The sequence below is a fragment of the Acidovorax sp. SDU_ACID1 genome (assembly GCF_045291395.1).
In the GTDB taxonomy this organism is placed as follows: Bacteria; Pseudomonadota; Gammaproteobacteria; order Burkholderiales; family Burkholderiaceae_C; genus MR-S7.
The window spans coordinates 1,226,328-1,246,094 of sequence record NZ_CP152342.1 but is presented as its reverse complement, the minus strand read 5'-3'; the positions used below and the strand labels follow the sequence as shown (position 1 = coordinate 1,246,094).

Sequence of the window (19,767 nt, the reverse complement as noted above, 5' to 3'; positions counted from 1 at the left end):
ACCGCCAAATTCCGGGGGCTTTGCTGAGGCGACTTGAGACCGTATAGGACTTAACTCACTGTCAGGGCGGGCTTTTCAGCGAAAAGCGGGACCACATGGGACGACCTGACGTGAAGGTATTTCATTCCCACTCGATCGTCGCCGGCGGCTTGCTGCTCACGTCGTAGGTCACCCGGTTGATCCCGCGCACCTCGTTGATGATGCGGCCCGACACCTTCTTCAGCAGCCCATAGGGCAGTTCCGCCCAGTCGGCCGTCATGAAATCGCTGGTCTGCACGGCGCGCAGGGCGACGACGTAGTCGTAGGTGCGGCCGTCACCCATCACGCCCACGCTCTTGACGGGCAGGAAGACGGTGAAGGCCTGGCTGGTCAGGTCGTACCAGGTCTTGCCGGTGGCTTCGTCGCGGAAGTTGTGCAGTTCCTCGATGAAGATGGCGTCGGCGCGGCGCAGCAGGTCGGCGTATTCCTTCTTCACTTCGCCGAGGATGCGCACGCCCAGGCCGGGGCCGGGGAACGGGTGGCGGTAGACCATCTCGCGCGGCAGGCCCAGGGCCACGCCGAGTTCGCGCACCTCGTCCTTGAACAGGTCGCGCAGCGGCTCCAGCAGCTTCAGGCCCAGCTGCTCGGGCAGGCCGCCGACGTTGTGGTGGCTCTTGATGGTGACGGCCTTCTTGCTCTTGGCGCCGCCGCTCTCGATCACGTCGGGGTAGATGGTGCCTTGGGCCAGGAAGGTCGCGCCCTTGTGGCCCGCGTCGCCGGCCTTGAGCTTGGCGGCTTCGGCCTTGAACACATCGACGAACAGGCCGCCGATGATCTTGCGCTTGGCCTCGGGCTCGCTGACGCCGGCCAGCTTGCCCAGGAACAGGTCACTGGCATCCACGCGGATGACCTTGGCGTGCAGCTTGCCCTCGAACATCTCCATGACCATGTCGCCCTCGTTGAGGCGCAGCAGGCCGTGATCGACGAACACGCAGGTGAGCTGGTCGCCGATGGCACGGTGGATCAGCGCTGCGGCGACGGAAGAATCGACACCGCCCGACAGGCCGAGGATGACCTCCTCGTCGCCTACCTGCTCGCGGATTTTCGTGACCGCTTCCTCGATGTAGTCGCCCATGATCCAGTCCGCATTGGCGCCGCAGATATCGCGCACGAAGCGCGTGAGCATGGCCGCGCCCTGCACGGTGTGCGTGACTTCGGGATGGAACTGCACGGCATAGAAACGGCGCGCCTCGTCGGCCATGCCCGCAATGGGGCACGACGGCGTGGAGGCCATGACCTTGAAGCCCGGAGGCAGCGTGGTCACCTTGTCGCCATGGCTCATCCATACCTTGAGCATGCCGTGGCCCTCGGCGGTGGTGAAGTCGGCAATGTCCTTGAGCAGCGCGGTGTGCCCATGGGCACGCACTTCGGCGTAGCCGAATTCGCGGGTGTGCGAGCCCTCCACCTTGCCGCAGAGCTGCGTCGCCATGGTCTGCATGCCGTAGCAGATGCCGAGCACAGGAATGCCGAGCTCGAACACCGCGTCGGGCGCGCGGTCGTCTACCTCGTACACGCTGGCGTGGCTGCCCGAGAGGATCACGCCCTTAAGCCGGCCGTCGGCGGCGAAGGCGCGTACCCAGTCGCTGCTCACGTCGCAGGGATGCACCTCGCAGTAGACGTGGGCTTCGCGCACGCGGCGCGCGATGAGCTGGGTGACTTGGGAGCCGAAATCGAGGATGAGGATCTTGTCGTGTTGCATGGCGGAGCGGCGGGTCGGGAAAGACAAAGGCCCGAACACCTGGCTGCGGGGTTCGGGCCTGCGGGCTGCGGCGTATCAGTCCGCAGGCCCGAACCCCGCAGCCAGGTGTTCGGGCCTGCGGGCTGCGGCGTATCAGTCCGCGCGGTAGTTGGGGGCTTCCTTGGTGATCTGCACGTCGTGCACGTGCGACTCGCGGATGCCGGCGGCTGTGATCTCCACGAACTCCGCCTGGTTGTTCATCTCCTCGATGGTGGCACAGCCGCAGTAGCCCATGGCCGCGCGCACGCCGCCCGCCATCTGGAAGACGATGGACACCATTGAGCCCTTGTAGGGCACGCGGCCCTCGATGCCCTCGGGCACAAGCTTGTCGGCGTTGGGGTTGCCGGTGGTGGCTTCCTGGAAGTAGCGGTCAGCCGAGCCCTGCTGCATGGCGCCGATGGAGCCCATGCCGCGGTAGCTCTTGTAGGAGCGGCCCTGGTAGAGGATGACCTCGCCGGGCGCCTCTTCGGTGCCGGCGAACATGCCGCCCATCATCACCGTGGATGCGCCTGCGGCCAGCGCCTTGGCGATGTCGCCCGAGAAGCGGATGCCGCCGTCGGCGATCAGCGGCACGCCCGTGCCCTGGAGCGCCGTGGCCACGCTGTCGATGGCCATGATCTGCGGCACGCCGACGCCGGCGACGATGCGGGTGGTGCAGATCGAGCCCGGGCCGATGCCGACCTTGACCGCGTCCGCGCCGGCCTCGACCAGCGCCAGCGCAGCGGCGCCCGTGGCGATGTTGCCGCCGATGACCTGCACCTGCGGATGCTTCTGCTTGACCCAGCGCACACGGTCGATCACGCCCTTGCTGTGGCCGTGGGCCGTGTCGACCACGATGGCGTCCACGCCGGCCTTGACCAGCAGTTCGACGCGCTCCTCGGTGCCCTCGCCCACGCCCACCGCGGCGGCCACGCGCAGGCGGCCGGCCGCATCGCGCGCGGCGTTGGGGAAGGTGGTCTGCTTGTTGATGTCCTTGACGGTGATGAGGCCCTTGAGCTCGAAGGCATCGTTCACCACCAGCAGGCGCTCCAGCTTGTGGCGGTTGAGCAGCGCCTTGGCCTGCGCGGGCGTGGTGCCGTCCTTGTCGTTGACGGTGACCAGCTTCTCGCGCGGCGTCATGATCTCGCGCACCTTCACGTCGTAGCGCGTCTCGAAGCGCACGTCGCGGCTGGTGACGATGCCCACCACCTTGCCGCCGTCGCATACCGGGAAGCCCGAGATGCCCAGGTTCTCCGACAGCTCCAGCACCTGCAACACCGTGTGCTCGGGCGTGATCACCACGGGGTCGCGCACCACGCCGGACTCATGGCGCTTGACCTTGGCAACCTCGGCCGCCTGCTCCTGCGCCGTCATGTTCTTGTGGATCACGCCGATGCCGCCCTCCTGCGCAATGGCGATGGCCAGGCGCGCCTCGGTGACGGTGTCCATGGCGGCGGACACGAGGGGGAGATTCAGGGTGATGTCGCGCGTGAAGCGCGTGGAGAGGGAGGTGTCCTTGGGCAGGACCTGGGAGTACGCTGGCACCAGCAACACATCGTCGAAGGTGAGCGCTTTTCCGAGAAGGCGCATGTGAAAGCTCCAAAAGAAGGATTGTACCCGCGGCGCGACACGTTCCGCCGGGGCGCCGCTGGTGGCAGCGCAGTGCCGCCGCTACACTCTGCCGCATGAGATCCCGCAAGCTGCTTCTGTTGGCCATTGCCTGCACCTGGGCGATGGGCGCCTCGGCGCAATGGCAATGGGTGGACAAGGATGGGCGCAAGGTCTTCAGCGACCGGCCGCCCCCGCAGGACGTTCCCGAGAAGAACATCCTCAAGCAGCCGCACACGCTGGGCCGCGCCGCACCGGCGGCGGCGCCCGCTTCGGCGGCCGCCGCGCCGCAGATCAGCGGCAAGGACAAGCAGCTCGAGGACAACAAGGCCAAGGCCGATGCCGCCGAGGCCGCCAAGAAGAAAGCTGAAGAAGACCGCATGGCCAGGGCCCGCGCCGACAACTGCGCGCGCGCCAAGCGCGCCAAGGCCGCGCTGGCGCCCGGCCAGCTCGTGGGCCATGTGAACGCGCAGGGTGAGCGCGGCTACATGGACGACGCCACGCGCGCCGCGGAGCTGCGCCGCGCCGACGAGGTCATCGCCTCCGACTGCCGGTGAGAGCGTAGACACGCTCTAAGCCCCTCTCCTGGAACCGCAAGGCCGCCCGGGAGGCGGCCTTTTCGCATCAGTATCCGGCCTTGGCGCCCGGCCGGCGCTTGGAGAAAAGGCCCGCCGCGCGTGCGCCCTGGCTCGCGAAGCGTTGGCGGCGCGCCAGCTTGGGGTCCACCCGCAGCGGGCGGCACCACTCCACGCGGTCGCCGTCGCGCAGCGCCTCGTCGGCCGGGACTGCGCGGCCCCAGATGCCGCAGGCGAAGCGGCTGTCGCCCATCTCCAGTCCGCACGCCCGCAAGGCGTCGGCTACGGTAGCCCCCGGCGGCAGTTGCAGCGTCCACTCGCGCACCCCGCCCGGCACCAGCCCGGCGGCCACGGTGATCCGCAGCACAGCCCCCACGGCATCAGCCATAGACCTGCTCCGCGCGCTGGATGAACGCATCCACGAAGCTGGCGGCGATGCGGTCGAACACCGGCCCCACGAGGGCAGCCAGGGCCCGGTTGTCGAATCCATAGCGCAGTTGCAGTTCGACCTTGCAGGCGCGCTGCGAGCCATCGCCCACGGGGTGGAAGTGCCAGTCGCCGTCCAGCTGCGAGAACGGGCCTTCGACCAGCTCCATCTTCACGCGGCGGCCCGCCTCGTGCGTGTTGCGCGTGACGAAGGACTTGCGGATGCCCCCCAGCGCGATGCCGACCTCGGCCTTCATGCCGTGCTCGTCACGCTCCAGCACCCGGGCGTGGTCGCACCAGGGCAGGAACTGCGGATACTTCTCCACGTCCGTCACGAGTGCGAACATTTCTTCGGGGCTGTACCAGATGAGGACGGACTTATTGACTGTTTTCATGAAGGCGGAGCGCCTAAAATCCATGGCGCGAGACGGATGACCATTGTAGGGAGGCATTGCATCCTCCTATGGCATCCGCATCTAGGACCCATGGCCAAGAAACCCGAAACATCGTCACGCATCGCCGACAACAAGAAGGCGGCATACAACTACTTCTTCGAGGAACGCTACGAGGCGGGCATGGTGCTGCACGGCTGGGAGGTGAAGGCGCTGCGCGAAGGCAAGGCCCAGCTCACGGACGGCTACGTGGTCATCAAGGAGGGCGAGCTGTACCTGATCGGCTGCCAGATCAACCCGCTCAAGACCGCCTCCACCCACGTGAGCCCCGACGCCGCCCGCATCAAGAAGCTGCTGATGCACAAGGACGAGATCAAGCGCCTGATCGGCAAGGTGGAGCAGAAAGGCTACACGCTGGTGCCGCTGAACCTGCACTGGAAGGACGGCCGCGCCAAGTGCGAAATCGCCCTGGCCAAGGGCAAGGCCGAGCACGACAAGCGCGACACCATCAAGGACCGCGAAGGCAAGCGCGAGGTGGAACGCGCGATGAAGAGCCGCCACCGCTGAAGCATCTCGGGCACCCGTCCGACAGCCGGGCAGCGCCGCCCACCCCTACAGTCGAAGGCTCCGCCAACTCCAGCAAGGAGCCCGTCCATGACCCGCAAGCTTTCCCTCGCCGCAATTGCCCTGTCGGCCACCCTCCTGGCCGCCTGCGGCACCGGCGGCATGCACCACGCCAAGCCCAGCACGCCCACCCGCGCCGCCGACGGCACGCTGATCGGCCCCGACGGCCGCACGCTGTATTTCTTCACCCGGGATGCCCAGGGCAGCGGCGCCTCCGCCTGCTACGACCAGTGCGCCGTCAACTGGCCGCCGCTGGCCGTGGCGTCCGGCGCGCAGCCCCAGGGCGACTACACCATCCTCGTGCGCAGCGACAACACCCGCCAATGGGCCTACAAGGGCCAGCCGCTCTACTACTTCGCCAAGGACACCAGGCCCGGCGAGAAGCTGGGCGACGGCGTGAACGGCGTCTGGAAGGTGGCGCGGCCCTGACGGCCCTGCCGCCTGCATGAAAAAAGCCGCACGGTTGTGCGGCTTTTTTCACGGTGCCCTCCTCAGTCGCGCAGCGGCGCCAGCGGATGCGCGTGCACGGGCCAGGGGCTGTCGAAAAACGGCTGCCACATCGCGGGCGTCACGTCCTCGATGCGCGCGGGGGCCCACTGCGGGCTGTGGTCCTTGTCCACGGCCAGCGCGCGGATGCCCTCGATGGTCTCGCTCTGGCCGGGGCGCAGGTAGAAGCAGTGGCGCACCATGTCGCGCTCCATGCGCAGGTCGTCGGCCAGGCCCATGCCCCGCGCGCGGCGGATCTGCTCCAGCACCACGTGCAGCATCAGCGGCGAGCGCTTTCGCAGGGTGGCGGCCGTGGCGCGCTCCCATTCGCCCGACGCGGCTTCCAGCGCCGCGATGATGGCGGGCACGCCGCCCAGACCGAAATATTGGTCGATTTGGGCTCCAGCGCTTACCTGGCAAGCGCCAGCAGCTACGAATTTGGAAGCAACGAAGTCCTGCACCGCCTTGCCGTCGGAGAACGGCTGGCTGCCCAGTTGCTCCCACACGGCGCCCAGCTCGCCGCAGGGCAGGAAGCCGTCGGCCAGCTGGAACGCGATGGCGTCCGCCGCGCCGATGGTGTCGCCCGTCAAGGCCAGCCACTCGCCCACGCGGCCCGGGCAGCGCGAGAGGAAGTAGCCGCCGCCCACGTCTGGGAACAGGCCGATGGCCGTCTCAGGCATGGCCATCTTGGTGCGCTCGGTCACCACGCGCAGCGTGCCGCCCTGGCTGATGCCCATGCCGCCGCCCATGACGATGCCGTCCATGAACGCGATGTAGGGCTTGCCGAAGGTGTGGATCAGGTGGTTGAGCGCGTATTCCTCGGTGAAGAAGTCCTCGAGCTGCGGGTTGCCGCTGCTGCCCGCCGCGTGCAGGAAGCGGATGTCGCCGCCCGCGCAGAACGCGCCGAACGGCCCCTCGCGGCCGTTGCCGCGGATCGCCACGGCCAGCACCTGGTCATCTTTCTGCCAGGCCAGCAGCGTGGCCATGAGGCTGCGCACCATGCCCAGCGACAGGGCGTTGAGCGCCTTCGGGCGGTTCAGTGTGATGCAGCCAACGCGGCCGCGCACCTCGGTCACGACTTCCGCCGTCATCTCCGTCATTGTTGTTCCTTCCATCCAAGCAGTTCATTGAAAACGAGCGCGCCGATCACCAGCGCGCCACCCATCAGCACGGCCGGGGCCGGACGCTCACCCGCACCCGCCCAAGCCAGCAAAATGCCGAAGATCACCTCCAGCAGACCCAGCAGCGCCACCTCGGGCGCCTTGAGCACGCGCGCACAGTACACCACGAGCACGCACGGAATCGCCAATTGGACCAGACCCAGCAAGGCCAGCAGCGCCAGGTCGTGCCTCGTGGCCTGGAACGGCCAGGCCAGCGGGAAGGTGGCCAGCGACGAAAGTGCTGCGCCCACCAACACGGCCGGCACCAGGTCCACCGCATGGCCCTGGCGCTGCCCGCGCAGTCGCTGCCACAGGCCGTTGTCTGCATCGCTGTGTGCAGCGCCGCACGGTAGCCGCGCAGCCCGCTTTGCGCAGGCCCGGATGCGCGCAGGGCGAGCCCTCCTTGCGGAGCGGCTCGCCCTGCGGGCCACGGGCCGGTCAGCCGGCGCGCAGCGTCATGCGCCCTCGCGGCTGGCGCGCTTGCGCTCGTGCTCCTTGAGGTGGCGCTTGCGCAGGCGGATGCTCTTGGGCGTGATCTCGACGAGTTCGTCGTCCTCGATGAACTCCACGCCGTATTCCAGCGTGAGGTCGATGGGCGGCGTGATCTTGATCGCGTCTTCCTTGCCGCTCACGCGGAAGTTGGTGAGCTGCTTGGTGCGCGTGGCGTTCACCACGAGGTCGTTGTCGCGGTTGTGCACGCCGACGATCATGCCCTCGTACACCGGGTCGCCCGCGCGCACGAACATGCGGCCGCGGTCGTCCAGCTTGCCCAGGGCGTAGGTGAAGATCTCGCCGTCGTCCATGGAGATCAGCACGCCGTTCTTGCGCCCGCCGATGTCGCCCTTGTGCGGCTCGTAGCTGTCGAAGATGTTGCTGATGAGGCCCGAGCCGCGCGTCAGGTTCAGGAACTCGTTGGTGAAGCCGATCAGGCCACGCGCAGGGATGCGGTATTCCAGGCGCACGCGCCCGCGGCCGTCCGGCTCCATGTTCACCAGCTCGCCCTTGCGCTCGCCCAGCGCCTGCATCACGCCGCCCTGGTGGCCTTCCTCGATGTCGGCGGTCACCAGCTCGATGGGCTCGCAGCGCTCGCCGTCGATGTCCTTGAAGACCACGCGCGGCTTGGAGACGGCCAGCTCGTAGCCCTCGCGGCGCATTTCCTCCAGCAGGATGGTCAGGTGCAGTTCGCCCCGGCCGGACACCTCGAAGATCCCGTCCTCGTCGGTCTCCTTCACGCGCAGGGCCACGTTGGAGCGCAGTTCCTTCTGCAGGCGGTCCCAGAGCTGGCGGCTGGTCACGAACTTGCCTTCGCGGCCCGCCAGCGGCGAGGTGTTCACGCAGAAGTTCATGGTCAGCGTGGGCTCGTCGATCTTGAGCATGGGCAGCGGCTGCGGGTTGGCCGGGTCGGTCAGCGTCTCGCCGATGCCCACGTTCTCGATGCCGTTGATGAGCACGATCTCGCTGGGGCCGGCCTCGGTCACCTGCACGCGGTCCAGGCCCTGGAACTGGTGGATCTGGTTCACGCGGCCCTTGTAGCTCTCGCCATCGGGGCCGGCCATGACCAGCACGTCCTGGCCGGCCTTGAGCGTGCCCTGCGTGATGCGGCCCACGCCGATGCGGCCCACGAAGGTGGAGTAGTCCAGCGCGGACACCTGCATCTGCAGCGGCGCGGAGGGGTCGCCCTTGACCGAGGGCACATGCTTGAGGATGGTCTCGAACAGGGCCGACATGTCGGGGCCCCACTGCTCGCCCGGCGCGCCCTGCTCCAGCGCGCTCCAGCCGTTGATGCCGGAGGCATAGACCACGGGGAAGTCGAGCTGCTCGTCGGTCGCGCCCAGCTTGTCGAACAGGTCGAACGCGGCGTTCACCACCTTGTCGGGGTTGGCGCCGGGCTTGTCCACCTTGTTGACCACCACGATGGGCTTGAGGCCCAGGGCCAGCGCCTTCTTGGTCACGAAGCGCGTCTGGGGCATGGGGCCTTCCTGCGCGTCGATCAGCAGCACCACGCCGTCCACCATCGAGAGCGCGCGCTCCACCTCGCCGCCGAAGTCGGCGTGGCCGGGCGTGTCGAGGATGTTGATGTGCGTGCCGTTCCAGCTCACGGCGCAGTTCTTCGCCAGGATGGTGATGCCGCGCTCGCGCTCGATGGCGTTGTTGTCCATCACCGTGTCCACGACTTTCTCGTGGGCGGCGAAGGTGCCGGACTGGCGCAGCAGCTGGTCCACCATGGTGGTCTTGCCATGGTCGACGTGGGCGATGATGGCGATGTTGCGGATTTGTTTGCTCATAGCGTTGTTGCCTTCAATGTGCCGCGTTGGCAGCGCGCGGCGCGCTTTCCAGGATCTGTTGTATTTCGATGGGAGAGAGCAGCCGGCCAGGGATCAGCTCGCCCCGCGTGATGTGTGCCACGCCCAGCAGCGCGCGTGGGCGCGTGCCGAACACGGCCACGGCCGGCGCATCGGGCCAGGGCCCGCGCCGGCGCATGCCGGAGAGGAACCGGCCTGCATTGTCTTCGTCGAGCGTGACAGGCACGTGCCCGGCCAGCAGCGTCTCCACCGGCTGCACGCAGGCCAGGCGCTCGTCCTCGCCCATGGCCTCCAGCGCGGGTAGCGTCACGCAGCGCGCGACGCCCAGGCCCCCGGTGTCGGTGCGGCGCAGGAAGGTGAGGTGCGCGCCGCAGCCCAGGGCCGCGCCGATGTCCTCACCCAGCGTGCGGATGTAGGTGCCCTTGCTGCACGTCACTACCATCTTGATAGCTGGCTGTGCCTGCCCAGCCTGCGTCAGGGTCAGTTCCAATGCGTGGATCGTCACGTCGCGCGCCTCGCGCTCCACGGACACACCGGCGCGCGCGTATTCATAGAGCGCCTTGCCGTCCTTCTTGAGCGCGCTGTGCATCGGCGGTACCTGCCGGATGGGGCCGGTGAACTGCGCCTGCACGGCCGCCAGGCGCTCGGGCGTGAGCTGCGCGGGGTCGACCGCCCGCCGCTGCAGCACCTCGCCCTCGGCATCGCCGGTCGCGGTCGTCACGCCCAGCAGCGCGATGGCCTCGTAGGTCTTGGGCGCATCGAGCTGCAACTGGCTGAACTTGGTGGCCGCGCCGAAGCACAGCGGCAGCACGCCCGTGGCCAGCGGATCGAGCGTGCCCGTGTGGCCCGCCTTCTCGGCGCGCAGTAGCCACTTCGCCTTCTGCAAGGCGTCGTTGCTGGACAGGCCCAGGGGTTTGTCGAGCAGCAGCACTCCGTGCACCGGGCGCCGCTGCACCCGGATGCGGGGAGCGCGCTCGGTCATGCGTCGTCGTCGTCCTTGGAACGAGAGGCCACCGCGCGTGCGATCAGCGCATTCATGTCGGCCGCGCGCTCGGTGGTGCGGTCGAACACGAAGTGCAGCGTGGGCACGGTGTGGATGTGCAGGCGCTTGAACAGGCCGTTGCGCAGGAATCCCGCGGCCTGGTTCAGCGCCTCCTGCGTGGCATCGGCATCACCCACGAGCACGCTGAAAAACACCTTGGCGTGCGCGTAGTCGGGCGTAACCTCCACGCCCTGCAGCGTGCACATGCCGATGCGCGGGTCCTTCAACTCGCGGATCAGCTCGGTCAGGTCGCGCTGGATCTGGTCCGCGACTTTGAAGCCGCGGTTAGGGGTGGATGATTTCTTGGCTGCCATGGCGGTTCAAAGATGCAGGGGTTGCCACCAGCGGTCCACGCGCGGCACGTACATATGGTCCGGATCGTGGGACAGCACCACGCGCACGGCCTTGCCGGTGACGCGGCGCACGTCGATGAAGCCGAGGAAACGCGAATCCTTGCTGTTGTCACGGCTGTCGCCCATGACCATCACGTGGCCTTCTGGCACGCGCACCGGCGCGAAGCCGGTGTAGAGGTTCATGCCGGGCAGGCGGGCCACCTCGATCATGTGGCCGTCCAGCGCTTCGTGCCAGACCTCGGCCTTCAGCAAGCCCTGCTCCGTGGGTATGTCGCGCTGCACATCCACCAGGGTGCGCGGCTGCGGCCGGCCGTTCAGGAACAGCTGGTTGTTCGACATGGACACTTCGTCGCCTGCCACGGCCACCACACGCTTGATGAGGTTGAGCCCGTCGGCCGGCGAGTCGAAGGTGATCACGTCGCCGCGCTGCGGCGTACCCCAGCGCGCCACCTCGTGCAGCGTGAAGGGCACGCGCAGGCTGTAGGCACGCTTGTCCACGAGTACGCGGTCGCCCGCGTACAGGGTCGGGTTCATCGACGACGAGGGCACGTAGTTCCAGTCGGCCACGGCCGAGCGGAACACGAGCATCAGCCCCACGAAGAGCATGAAGCCGCGGTGCTCACGCCACATTCTGTGAATGATCTGCATAGCGTGCCCTTCCCGTCGTCCTGCTTATAGCGTCCGTGCTATTTCCTTGATGTCGAAGAACTCCAGCTGGTCACCCTCGCGGATGTCGTTGTAGTTCTTGAGCTTGATACCGCACTCGAAGCCTTCCTTGACTTCCTTGACGTCGTCCTTGATGCGGCGCAGCGATTCGACCTCGCCCGTGTACACCACCACGTTGTCGCGCAGCAGGCGGAAGCGTGCGTTGCGATGGACCATGCCCGAGGTGATGTAGGAGCCGGCCACCGTGCCGATCTTGGAGGCCACGAACACTGTGCGGATCTCGGCCGTGCCGATGACTTCCTCGCGCTGCTCGGGCGCCAGCATGCCGGACATGGCCACCTTCAGCTCGTCCACGGCGTCGTAGATGATGCCGTAGTAGCGCAGGTCCACGCCGTTGCTCTCGGCCAGCTTGCGCGCGCCTGCGTCGGCACGCACGTTGAAGCCGATCACGATGGCCTTGGAGGCGATCGCCAGGTTCACGTCGGACTCGCTGATGCCGCCCACGCCCGCATACACGAGTTGGACCTTGATCTCGTCGGTCGAAAGCTTGAGCAGCGACTGCGCCAGCGCTTCCTGGGAGCCTTGCACGTCCGCCTTGATGATGATGGGCAGGTTCTGCACCTCGCCCGCTGCCATATCGGCGAACATGTTCTCCAGCTTGGCAGCCTGCTGCCTGGCCAGCTTGGTGTTGCGGAACTTGCCCGCGCGGTAGGTCGCGATCTCGCGTGCACGGCGCTCGTCGGACAGCACCATGAACTCGTCGCCCGCCTGGGGCACCTCGGTCAGGCCCTGGATCTCGACAGGGATCGAGGGGCCGGCTTCCTTGGTGGAGCGGCCGTCCTCGTCGGTCATGGCACGCACGCGGCCGAAGGTCTGGCCCGCGAGCACCACGTCGCCCACCTTGAGCGTGCCGGACTGCACCAGCACCGTGGCCACGGGGCCGCGGCCCTTGTCGAGCTGGGCTTCGATGACCAGGCCCTTGGCCATGGCGTCCACCGGGGCCTTGAGCTCCAGCACTTCGGCTTGCAGCAGCACCTGCTCCAGCAGCTCGTCGATGCCCATGCCGGTCTTGGACGACACGGCCACGAAGGGCGAGTCGCCGCCGTATTCCTCGGGCACCACCTGCTCGCCCACCAGCTCCTGCTTGACGCGGTCGGGGTTGGCTTCGGGCTTGTCGGCCTTGGTAATGGCCACGACGATGGGAACGCCAGCCGCCTTCGCGTGCTTGATGGCTTCCTTGGTCTGGGGCATCACGCCGTCGTCGGCTGCGCACACCAGGATGACGATGTCGGTCGCCTGGGCGCCGCGGGCACGCATGGCCGTGAAGGCCTCGTGGCCGGGGGTGTCCAGGAAGGTGACGATGCCGCGCGGCGTCTCGACGTGGTAGGCGCCGATGTGCTGCGTGATGCCGCCGGCCTCGCCCGCCGCCACCTTGGAGCGGCGGATGTAGTCCAGCAGCGAGGTCTTGCCGTGGTCCACGTGGCCCATGACGGTGACCACAGGCGCGCGCGACAGGGCCTCTGCCTGGTGGCCGGAGACTTCCTCGGCGGTGAACGCTTCCGGATCGTCCAGCGCGGCGACCACGGCCTTGTGGCCCATTTCCTCCACCACGATCATGGCGGTGTCCTGGTCCAGCGGCTGGTTGATGGTGACCATCTGGCCCATCTTCATGAGCGCCTTGATGACCTCGGAGGCCTTGATGGCCATCTTGTGCGCCAGCTCGGCCACGGTGATGGTCTCGGGCACGTGCACCTCGATCGCGCGGAACTCGGCCGGCGCCTGCTGCTGGCGCTGGTCGTCGCGGTCGTTGCCGCGCCGGCCGCGCGGGCCGCCGCGCCAGTTGTTGCGCCCCACCCCGCCGCTGCTGTCGCCGCGGGTCTTGATTTCCTTCTTCTTGGTCGTGTCGTTGGCCCAGCTCGACGAGAGCTTGGCGGACTTCACTTCCTTGCCCGCGCCCGGAGCGGCAGGCGCGCCCGCGCGGGCGCCGCCCGTGCCGGTGGCCGGCTTGTGCAGCGTGCCCTTCTTGGCATCGGCCGCGGGGGTGGCTGCCTTGGCGGCCGGCTTGGCCTCCTCGGGCTTCTTGGCCACGAGCACCTTCTTGGGCGCGGCCATCATGGCGCGGATGGCCTCGGCCTCGGCCAGGGCCTTGCGGCGGCGCTCGTCCAGGTCGGCCGCGCGCGCTGCATCCTCGGCCGCGCGGGCCTTGGATTCGGCTTCGGCCTTGGCACGCGCCTCGGCCTGCGCCTGGTTGCGTGCCTCGGCCTCGGCGGCGGCTTCGCGCTGCGCTTCCTGGCGCTCGGCGGATTCCTGGGCCTTCTTCTCGGCCTGCTGGGCCGCATAGGCGGCGGCGCGCTCCTCGGCCTCGCGTTCGCGGCGCTCGCGCGCCTCGCGCTCCTGGCGCTGTGTGGCCAGCTCTTCCTCCTGGCGGCGGAACAGTTCGGCCTGCTGGCGCGCTTCTTCCTCGCGGCGAACCAGGTCCTGGTCCTCGGCGGAGGGTGCCTCGGGCGCCTCGGCAGCGTCGTCGCGCTTGATGAAGGTGCGCTTCTTGCGCACTTCCACCTGGATGGTGCGCGCCTTGCCCGTGGCGTCGGCCTGCTTGATCTCGCTGGTGGACTTCTTCACCAGGGTGATCTTCTTGCGGTCGCCGCCCACGGTACCGTGGCTGGCCTGCAAATAGGCCAGAAGCTTTTGCTTGTCGGACTCGTTCAGCGCATCGACCGCGGACGTCTTGGCCACGCCGGCAGACTTGAGCTGCTCCAGCAGGGTTTCAGGCGATTTCTTGAGCTCTGCAGCGAACTCGGCAACAGTGTTACTCGACATATTCAGTTCGAACCTCCCTGACCTTTACTCTTGCCCCGCGGCAAACCAGTGCTCACGCGCCTTCATGATCAAGGCCTTGGCATCCTCGGCGGTCTGGCCGGTCAGTTCGGTCAATTCGTCAATGGCCAGATCGGCCAGGTCATCACGCGTATGCACTCCGCCGGCGGCGAGCTTGGCGATCAGCTCGGCATTGAGGCCTTCCAGGTCGCGCAGATCCTGGGAGACGGTGCCGATGCTCTCCTCGCGGGCGATTTCCATGGTCAACAGCGCGTCCTTGGCGCGGGCGCGCAGCTCGTTCACGGTGTCTTCGTCGAAGCTCTCGATCTCCAGCATTTCCTGCAGCGGCACGTAGGCCACCTCCTCGAGGCTGGCGAAGCCTTCCTCGATCAGGATGTCGGCGATCTCCTCGTCCACGTCGAGCTTCTCCATGAACAGCTTGCGGGCCGCGTCGGTTTCCTCGGCCTGCTTCTGGGCGCTTTCGGCCGCGTCCATGATGTTGATCTTCCAGCCCGTGAGGTCCGAGGCCAGGCGCACGTTCTGGCCGCCGCGGCCGATGGCGATGGCGAGGTTCTCCTCGTCCACCACCACGTCCATGGCATGTTTTTCCTCATCCACCACGATGGACGACACGTTGGCCGGCGCCAGCGCGCCGATCACGAACTGGGCGGGGTCCTCGGACCAGAGCACGATGTCCACGCGCTCGCCTGCCAGCTCGTTGGTCACGGCATTCACGCGTGTGCCGCGCACGCCCACGCAGGTGCCGATCGGGTCCACGCGCTTGTCGTGCGACAGCACGGCGATCTTGGCGCGGCTGCCCGGGTCGCGGGCGCAGCTCTTGATCTCCAGCAGGCCCTGCTCGATCTCGGGCACTTCGTTGCGGAACAGCTCGATCATGAACTCGGGCGCCGAGCGCGACAGGAGGATGGGCGCGCCGCGCAGCGTCAGGTCCACCTCCATGATCATGGCACGCACACGGTCGCCGTTGCGCAGGTTCTCCTTGGGGATCATCTCGCTGCGGCGCAGGCGCCCTTCCACGCGGCCGGACTCGACGATGATGTCGCCCTTGTCCATGCGCTTGACGGTGCCGGTGAAGATCCTCTCCCCACGGCTCATGAAGTCGTTGAGCAGCATCTCGCGCTCGGCGTCGCGGATCTTCTGCAGGATCACCTGCTTGGCGGCCATTGCGCCGATGCGGCCGATGGGCACGGACTCCACCGATTCCTCGATGTATTCGCCCACCTCGATGTCGGGGACGCGCTCCTGCGCATCCATCAGCAGTTCTTCGGCGTCGGGGTTCTGCAGGCCCGCGTCGTCGGGCACCACCAGCCAGCGGCGGAAAGTCTCGTACTCGCCGCTGTCGCGGTCGATGGCCACGCGGATGTCCACCTCGCCCTGGTACAGCTTCTTCGTGGCCTGCGCCAGCGCCGACTCCACCGCGCCCAAGACCACATCGCGCTCGACGTTCTTCTCGCGCGAAATGGCTTCCACCAACATCAACAATTCGCGATTCATGCGACGACTCTCCTGTTTCTCAATCTCTCGTGGGCCCCGGCCATGCACGGCGGCCCCACTGTTCGGTTTCTCAGCCTTCGGTCCCGGGCTTGGCGCCCCGCCCCTTGAAGTCCACGATGGGCGCCAGCCGCGCCTCGCGCAGCTCGTCGAACGTGAACCCCAGCGCCTGCAGCGGCGGCGGCACGCGCTTCTTGCTCACGCGCTGGCCTGGCTTCGGGGGCGGCTCGTCGCTCCACACGACCTGCCAGCCACCGGCCTGCACGCGCTCCAGCGTGCCCCGGAATTTCTTGCGGTTGGCAGACACCTGCCCGCCCGCCGCCGCACCCAGCGGGGCCTTGAGCGTGATGTCGACCATCTCGCCCTCGAAGCGCTCGAAGTCGCGCTCGTTGCGCAGCAGGCGGTCGATGCCCGGGGAGGACACCTCCAGGCGCTTGTAGTCCACGCCCTCGACCTCCAGCGCGAACTGGAGCTGGCGCGTGACCTTCTCGCAATCTTCCACGGTGATGAACTGCTCCGCGGCGGGCGGCTCGCCCTCCTGCACGGGAGTCCACGGGAGGTCGATGGTGATACGCAGCAGCCCCCCTGCGGAGCGTTCGATCTCCACCAGGTCATAGCCCAACCCGGCCACGGTCTGTTCAACAATCTGCTGCAATGCCACTTGTGTGCGCTCTGTCCAATTCCAGATGAAATGCCCGGCCTGCCCTCGCCTTCGTGGCGGCCGGGACTGAAAAGCAAACGCCCAAAAAAAACGGGCGGTTGGTACCCGCCCGATTGGTCGTGAAGCGAGTATTGTACTCGCTAATGCCCCGCGATGCAAAGGATCGCGGCACGCATCTTGCATTCAAGCGCGGCTGGCAACAATGCGCCGCAACAGCGCTTCCGCAGGCCCGTCCGCCACAGGGGAAAACCCTTTGCTGCCGAGCCCTTGCAGCAGCCGCCCCAGCACGCCGGCCTGCGGCAGCAGAGGCCCCAGGAAGCGCACGCCCCGGCCGTCGCCGATCAGGAGCGTGGGGAAAGTCTCCACGTCCACGTCGCCGACGACGCCTTCCTCGTCCTCCACATCCACCCACAGGAACCGGGCCCCGGGCCACTCGCGGGCCAGGGCCTCGAAACCGGCGCGGTACTGGCGGCACACGTCGCACCACTGCGCGCACAGGCAGATGACCCACAACCCTTCCCGCATGGAAGAGGCAGGGGTCGTCGCATTCGGTTCGGCAGGTGGGCCCATGGAGGAGGTGCTCGATGTCAATGGCCGCGCCGCTCCCGGCCGCGGTGGACGTCAATGGTATCCACCCTGGAGCCCTGGTTGCCCCAGGCTGCGCGGATGTAGGAAAGCACCGCGGCCATGTCCTCGTCGCCCAGGCTGTGCATGAAAGGCGGCATGCCATGGGGACGCGGGTTGCCCTGGGTGGCCGGCAGGTAGCCGCCTTGCAGCAGCACGCGCACCAGGTTGACGGTTTCCGGCATCTCCACCGCGCGGTTGCCTGCCAGCGCGGGAAATGCGCCGGCGCTCCCCTCCCCCTGCCGGCCGTGGCATTGCGCACAGTGCTGCGCATACACCTGCTCGCCCCGCTCCATGACCTTCTGCGATGGCCTGGCCACCGGCAGGGGCGCGTCCTGCGCCTGCGGCAAGCCACGCAAATAGGTGGCCATGGCACGCAGGTCCTCCTCGCTCAGGTACTGCAGGCTGCGGAACACCACCTCCGCCATGGGGCCGGAAACGGCCGCCCGGGGAGACACGCCGGTCTTGAGCAGCGCTACGGCATCCTCCAGCGGCCACGCCGCCAGCCCGGCCTCGCGCGCGGAATTCAGTGCAGGGGCATACCAGTTCTGCACCGGCATCAGCCCGCCCTGGAAGGCCGCCCCCTCGCGCGTGGCACCCAGGGCGTTGCGCGGCGTGTGGCATGCAGCGCAATGGCCCAGTCCCTGGACCAGGTAGGCACCGCGGTTCCATTCGTCGGTTTGCCCGGGCTGCGCGTCCAGCACGCCGGGACGGAAGAACAATGCCCGCCAGACCGCCAGCGCGGCCTGCGTGTTGTACGGGAACCGCAGCGCATGCGCAGGGCTGGGCTGCTCGACCGGCGCGAGGCTGCGCAGATAGCTGAAGATGGCGTCCGAGTCCTCGCGCGTCACGCGCGTGTAGTTGGGATAGGGAAACGCAGGGTACAGCAGGCGGCCGTCGCGCGAACGGCCGTTGTGCAGTGCGCGCCAGAATTCGGAAGACGTCCACCGGCCGATGCCCGTGGCATCGTGCGGCGTCAGGTTGGAGGCGTAGATGGAGCCGAAGGGCGTGTCGATCGCCCGCCCGCCCGCGAAGGCGGCGCCTCCCGGGCTCGTATGGCAGGAGATGCAATTGCCCGCACGCGCCAGGTATTCCCCCCGCGCGATGGTTTCGGGCGCCGAGGACACGGGCGCGTCCTGCGCGGGCAGAGGCGCCTCGTCGAGGCGGTTGAGCGCCCACACGCCCGCCGCCGCGACGGCCACGGCGCAGGCCAGGCCTGCCCCCCAGAGCGCGAGGCGGGACGTCATCGCACACCTCCCGCCGCCGCTTGCAGCTGCTGCGGCACGCCGCCGCAGGGCAACGGCAGCCGCATCGCCAGCGCAGTAGCCGGCCGCCCCTGCGCAGGCACGGGCTGGGAGGCCAGCCATGCGGACACGGCGCTCACGTCTTCCACCGAGAGCTGCCGGGCCACTTGCGCCATGCAGTCGGGCGCCTGCGCGCGCCGCTGGCCGGTCTGCCAGGCACCCAATTGGCTGTTCACATAGTCACGCGACAGGCCCAGCAGGCCGGGAATGAACGGCGCCACGCCGGTCAAAGACTCTCCATGGCAGTGCACGCAGGCCGGGAGGTCGCGCCCGGCATCGCCCTGCAGCACGAGCGCGCGCCCCCGCTGCAGCACGGCGGCAGGGGCCTGCGCAGGCTGGGGGGCGGCGCATAAGGCAGGTCCAGCGCGGCGAAATGCTCCGCGATCTCGCGCAGGTAGTCGTCCGTCAGGTGCTCCAGCAGGTACGACATGGGAGGGTAGCTGCGCCGCCCGTCGCGGAAGTTGAGCAGCTGATGGTAGAGATAGCCTGCGGGCTTGCCCGCGATGCGCGGGAAATAGCCGCCCGGCGTGGCCCGCCCTTCGCGCCCGTGGCACGCGGTACATGCCAGCACGCGCGATGCCATCGACTCCACGGGAGGATGGTCCGCATCGGCCGCCCAGGCAGACGGCGCCAGGATGGCGGCCCACACCGCCAGCGCCCGGAGGAGCGCGCTCATCCGCGTCCGGCGAACGGCATCTTCGTGGCCATGACGGTGTGGAACATCACGTTGGCTTCGAGCGGCAGGTTGGCCATGTAGAGCACCGACTGCCCGACGATGTTCACGTCCATCAGCGGCTCGGGTGCGACGGCGCCGTGCGCCTGCATCACGCCCTGGGTCATGCGCTGGGCCAGTTCCGTCCCCGCGTTGCCCACGTCGATCTGGCCCACGGCGATGTCGTACTTGCGCCCGTCGAGCGAGGCCGTCTTCGTCATGCCCATCACCGCGTGCTTGGTGGCGGTGTAGGCGATGGAATTGGGGCGCGGCGTGTGGGCGGAGATGGAGCCGTTGTTGATGATGCGCCCGCCGCGCGGCGCCTGCGCCTTCATCACGCGGAAGGCGTTCTGGATGCAATAGAACATGCCGTTCAGGTTGATGTCCACCACGTTCTTCCACTGCTCCACCGGCAGGTCTTCCAGGGGGACGGCGGGGGCGCCCACACCGGCGTTGTTGAACAGCAGGTCCACGCGGCCGAAGCGCTCCACCACCTGGTCGAACAGGCTGCGCACGGCCTGCGGGTCCGACACATCGGTGGGCACGGCCAGGGCACGCTGCCCGGCGCCCGATTCGGCCGCGGCGTCCAGCAGCGGCTGCTCGCGGCGGCCGGCCAATGCTACGGTCCAGCCGTTGCCCAGCAGGGCCAGCGCAGCCGCCTTGCCGATGCCGGTGCCGGCGCCCGTGACGATGGCGATTTTGGAAGTCTCACTCATGGCGATGCCTCTTGTTCTCAAAGGGTGGTG

Annotated in this window: 18 protein-coding genes and 2 pseudogenes; 3 read left to right on the top strand and 17 right to left on the bottom strand. The window is 68.1% G+C overall.

What is annotated here, in order from left to right; genetic code table 11:
- Positions 1-121: 121 nt before the first annotated feature.
- Together guaA and guaB are read right to left on the bottom strand one after the other, a co-directional pair.
- Entirely contained in the window at positions 122-1,738 is a 1,617-nt protein-coding gene (gene guaA, locus AAG689_RS06045) for a glutamine-hydrolyzing GMP synthase (RefSeq protein WP_406625150.1), read from the bottom strand.
- A gap of 132 nt (positions 1,739-1,870) precedes the next feature.
- Entirely contained in the window at positions 1,871-3,346 is a 1,476-nt protein-coding gene (guaB, locus tag AAG689_RS06040) for an IMP dehydrogenase (RefSeq protein ID WP_020227985.1), read from the bottom strand.
- Between the two features lie 95 nt (positions 3,347-3,441).
- Between guaB and AAG689_RS06035 the strand changes: the two genes are divergently transcribed.
- Positions 3,442-3,921, top strand: coding sequence for a DUF4124 domain-containing protein (locus AAG689_RS06035; RefSeq protein WP_406625149.1), 480 nt, complete (start codon positions 3,442-3,444; stop codon positions 3,919-3,921).
- 67 nt (positions 3,922-3,988) lie between these two features.
- Here the strand turns inward: AAG689_RS06035 and AAG689_RS06030 are convergent, their stop codons facing one another.
- Both AAG689_RS06030 and AAG689_RS06025 read right to left on the bottom strand, forming a co-directional pair.
- The gene (locus AAG689_RS06030) at positions 3,989-4,327 is read right to left on the bottom strand and encodes an RnfH family protein (protein ID WP_406625148.1); all 339 of its coding nucleotides are present in this window, start codon (positions 4,325-4,327) and stop codon (positions 3,989-3,991) included.
- Positions 4,320-4,760: a type II toxin-antitoxin system RatA family toxin gene (locus AAG689_RS06025; protein WP_020227982.1), complete on the bottom strand. Its 441-nt coding sequence runs from the start codon at positions 4,758-4,760 to the stop codon at positions 4,320-4,322. Before AAG689_RS06025 ends, AAG689_RS06030 begins: the two co-directional genes overlap by 8 nt.
- A gap of 90 nt (positions 4,761-4,850) precedes the next feature.
- Here AAG689_RS06025 and smpB point away from each other — a divergent pair, with 90 nt between their 5' ends.
- Positions 4,851-5,324 carry an SsrA-binding protein SmpB gene (gene smpB, locus AAG689_RS06020; protein WP_406625147.1) on the top strand — a complete coding sequence of 158 codons (474 nt, stop codon included), beginning with the start codon at positions 4,851-4,853 and terminating at the stop codon, positions 5,322-5,324.
- 87 nt (positions 5,325-5,411) lie between these two features.
- Positions 5,412-5,810 carry an ATP-binding protein gene (locus AAG689_RS06015; protein WP_406625146.1) on the top strand — a complete coding sequence of 133 codons (399 nt, stop codon included), beginning with the start codon at positions 5,412-5,414 and terminating at the stop codon, positions 5,808-5,810.
- A 62-nt stretch (positions 5,811-5,872) separates the two neighbouring features.
- Here the strand turns inward: AAG689_RS06015 and AAG689_RS06010 are convergent, their stop codons facing one another.
- The 13 genes and pseudogenes from AAG689_RS06010 to AAG689_RS05950 form a co-directional block, all read right to left on the bottom strand.
- Positions 5,873-6,967 carry an enoyl-CoA hydratase/isomerase family protein gene (locus AAG689_RS06010; protein ID WP_406625145.1) on the bottom strand — a complete coding sequence of 365 codons (1,095 nt, stop codon included), beginning with the start codon at positions 6,965-6,967 and terminating at the stop codon, positions 5,873-5,875.
- Positions 6,964-7,320: pseudogene (locus AAG689_RS06005) on the bottom strand (EamA family transporter); the annotation flags it as partial. The gene AAG689_RS06010 and the pseudogene AAG689_RS06005, both read right to left, overlap by 4 nt.
- Positions 7,321-7,482: 162 nt before the next feature.
- The gene (typA, locus tag AAG689_RS06000) at positions 7,483-9,312 is read right to left on the bottom strand and encodes a translational GTPase TypA (RefSeq protein ID WP_020227978.1); all 1,830 of its coding nucleotides are present in this window, start codon (positions 9,310-9,312) and stop codon (positions 7,483-7,485) included.
- Between the two features lie 13 nt (positions 9,313-9,325).
- Positions 9,326-10,312 (bottom strand): tRNA pseudouridine(55) synthase TruB, encoded by a 987-nt coding sequence (gene truB, locus AAG689_RS05995; RefSeq protein WP_406625144.1) that lies wholly within the window; start codon positions 10,310-10,312, stop codon positions 9,326-9,328.
- Positions 10,309-10,686, bottom strand: a complete 378-nt coding sequence (rbfA, locus tag AAG689_RS05990; protein ID WP_020227976.1) for a 30S ribosome-binding factor RbfA — start codon at positions 10,684-10,686, stop codon at positions 10,309-10,311. Before rbfA ends, truB begins: the two co-directional genes overlap by 4 nt.
- Positions 10,687-10,692: 6 nt before the next feature.
- Entirely contained in the window at positions 10,693-11,373 is a 681-nt protein-coding gene (gene lepB / locus AAG689_RS05985) for a signal peptidase I (protein ID WP_406625143.1), read from the bottom strand.
- A gap of 24 nt (positions 11,374-11,397) precedes the next feature.
- A complete protein-coding gene (gene infB, locus AAG689_RS05980) occupies positions 11,398-14,211 on the bottom strand; it encodes a translation initiation factor IF-2 (RefSeq protein WP_406625142.1) in 2,814 nt (937 codons plus the stop codon).
- A 24-nt stretch (positions 14,212-14,235) separates the two neighbouring features.
- A complete protein-coding gene (gene nusA, locus AAG689_RS05975) occupies positions 14,236-15,723 on the bottom strand; it encodes a transcription termination factor NusA (protein ID WP_406625141.1) in 1,488 nt (495 codons plus the stop codon).
- A gap of 70 nt (positions 15,724-15,793) precedes the next feature.
- A complete protein-coding gene (rimP, locus tag AAG689_RS05970) occupies positions 15,794-16,381 on the bottom strand; it encodes a ribosome maturation factor RimP (RefSeq protein WP_024001168.1) in 588 nt (195 codons plus the stop codon).
- Between the two features lie 183 nt (positions 16,382-16,564).
- Entirely contained in the window at positions 16,565-16,906 is a 342-nt protein-coding gene (locus tag AAG689_RS05965) for a thioredoxin family protein (RefSeq protein ID WP_020227971.1), read from the bottom strand.
- Positions 16,907-16,968: 62 nt separating this feature from the next.
- Positions 16,969-18,252 carry a c-type cytochrome gene (locus tag AAG689_RS05960; RefSeq protein ID WP_406625140.1) on the bottom strand — a complete coding sequence of 428 codons (1,284 nt, stop codon included), beginning with the start codon at positions 18,250-18,252 and terminating at the stop codon, positions 16,969-16,971.
- Positions 18,249-18,985: pseudogene (locus AAG689_RS05955) on the bottom strand (c-type cytochrome). The gene AAG689_RS05960 and the pseudogene AAG689_RS05955 overlap by 4 nt, the downstream one beginning before the upstream one ends.
- Complete coding sequence (locus AAG689_RS05950; RefSeq protein WP_406625139.1) at positions 18,982-19,737, bottom strand: SDR family oxidoreductase; 756 nt, start codon at positions 19,735-19,737, stop codon at positions 18,982-18,984. Before AAG689_RS05950 ends, AAG689_RS05955 begins: the two are co-directional and overlap by 4 nt.
- Positions 19,738-19,767 lie beyond the last annotated feature (30 nt).

Excerpts from the sequence above, each read along its gene's own strand:
- AAG689_RS05965 (WP_020227971.1), bottom strand. The coding sequence starts at position 16,906 with ATGCGGGAAGGGTTGTGGGTCATCTGCCTGTGCGCGCAGTGGTGCGAC.
- AAG689_RS05960 (WP_406625140.1), bottom strand. The coding sequence starts at position 18,252 with ATGACGTCCCGCCTCGCGCTCTGGGGGGCAGGCCTGGCCTGCGCCGTG.
- AAG689_RS06035 (WP_406625149.1), top strand. The coding sequence starts at position 3,442 with ATGAGATCCCGCAAGCTGCTTCTGTTGGCCATTGCCTGCACCTGGGCG.
- typA (WP_020227978.1), bottom strand. The coding sequence starts at position 9,312 with ATGAGCAAACAAATCCGCAACATCGCCATCATCGCCCACGTCGACCAT.
- lepB (WP_406625143.1), bottom strand. The coding sequence starts at position 11,373 with ATGCAGATCATTCACAGAATGTGGCGTGAGCACCGCGGCTTCATGCTC.
- AAG689_RS05950 (WP_406625139.1), bottom strand. The coding sequence starts at position 19,737 with ATGAGTGAGACTTCCAAAATCGCCATCGTCACGGGCGCCGGCACCGGC.
- smpB (WP_406625147.1), top strand. The coding sequence starts at position 4,851 with ATGGCCAAGAAACCCGAAACATCGTCACGCATCGCCGACAACAAGAAG.
- guaB (WP_020227985.1), bottom strand. The coding sequence starts at position 3,346 with ATGCGCCTTCTCGGAAAAGCGCTCACCTTCGACGATGTGTTGCTGGTG.
- rbfA (WP_020227976.1), bottom strand. The coding sequence starts at position 10,686 with ATGGCAGCCAAGAAATCATCCACCCCTAACCGCGGCTTCAAAGTCGCG.
- truB (WP_406625144.1), bottom strand. The coding sequence starts at position 10,312 with ATGACCGAGCGCGCTCCCCGCATCCGGGTGCAGCGGCGCCCGGTGCAC.
- AAG689_RS06015 (WP_406625146.1), top strand. The coding sequence starts at position 5,412 with ATGACCCGCAAGCTTTCCCTCGCCGCAATTGCCCTGTCGGCCACCCTC.
- AAG689_RS06025 (WP_020227982.1), bottom strand. The coding sequence starts at position 4,760 with ATGAAAACAGTCAATAAGTCCGTCCTCATCTGGTACAGCCCCGAAGAA.
- nusA (WP_406625141.1), bottom strand. The coding sequence starts at position 15,723 with ATGAATCGCGAATTGTTGATGTTGGTGGAAGCCATTTCGCGCGAGAAG.
- infB (WP_406625142.1), bottom strand. The coding sequence starts at position 14,211 with ATGTCGAGTAACACTGTTGCCGAGTTCGCTGCAGAGCTCAAGAAATCG.
- AAG689_RS06030 (WP_406625148.1), bottom strand. The coding sequence starts at position 4,327 with ATGGCTGATGCCGTGGGGGCTGTGCTGCGGATCACCGTGGCCGCCGGG.
- AAG689_RS06010 (WP_406625145.1), bottom strand. The coding sequence starts at position 6,967 with ATGACGGAGATGACGGCGGAAGTCGTGACCGAGGTGCGCGGCCGCGTT.
- guaA (WP_406625150.1), bottom strand. The coding sequence starts at position 1,738 with ATGCAACACGACAAGATCCTCATCCTCGATTTCGGCTCCCAAGTCACC.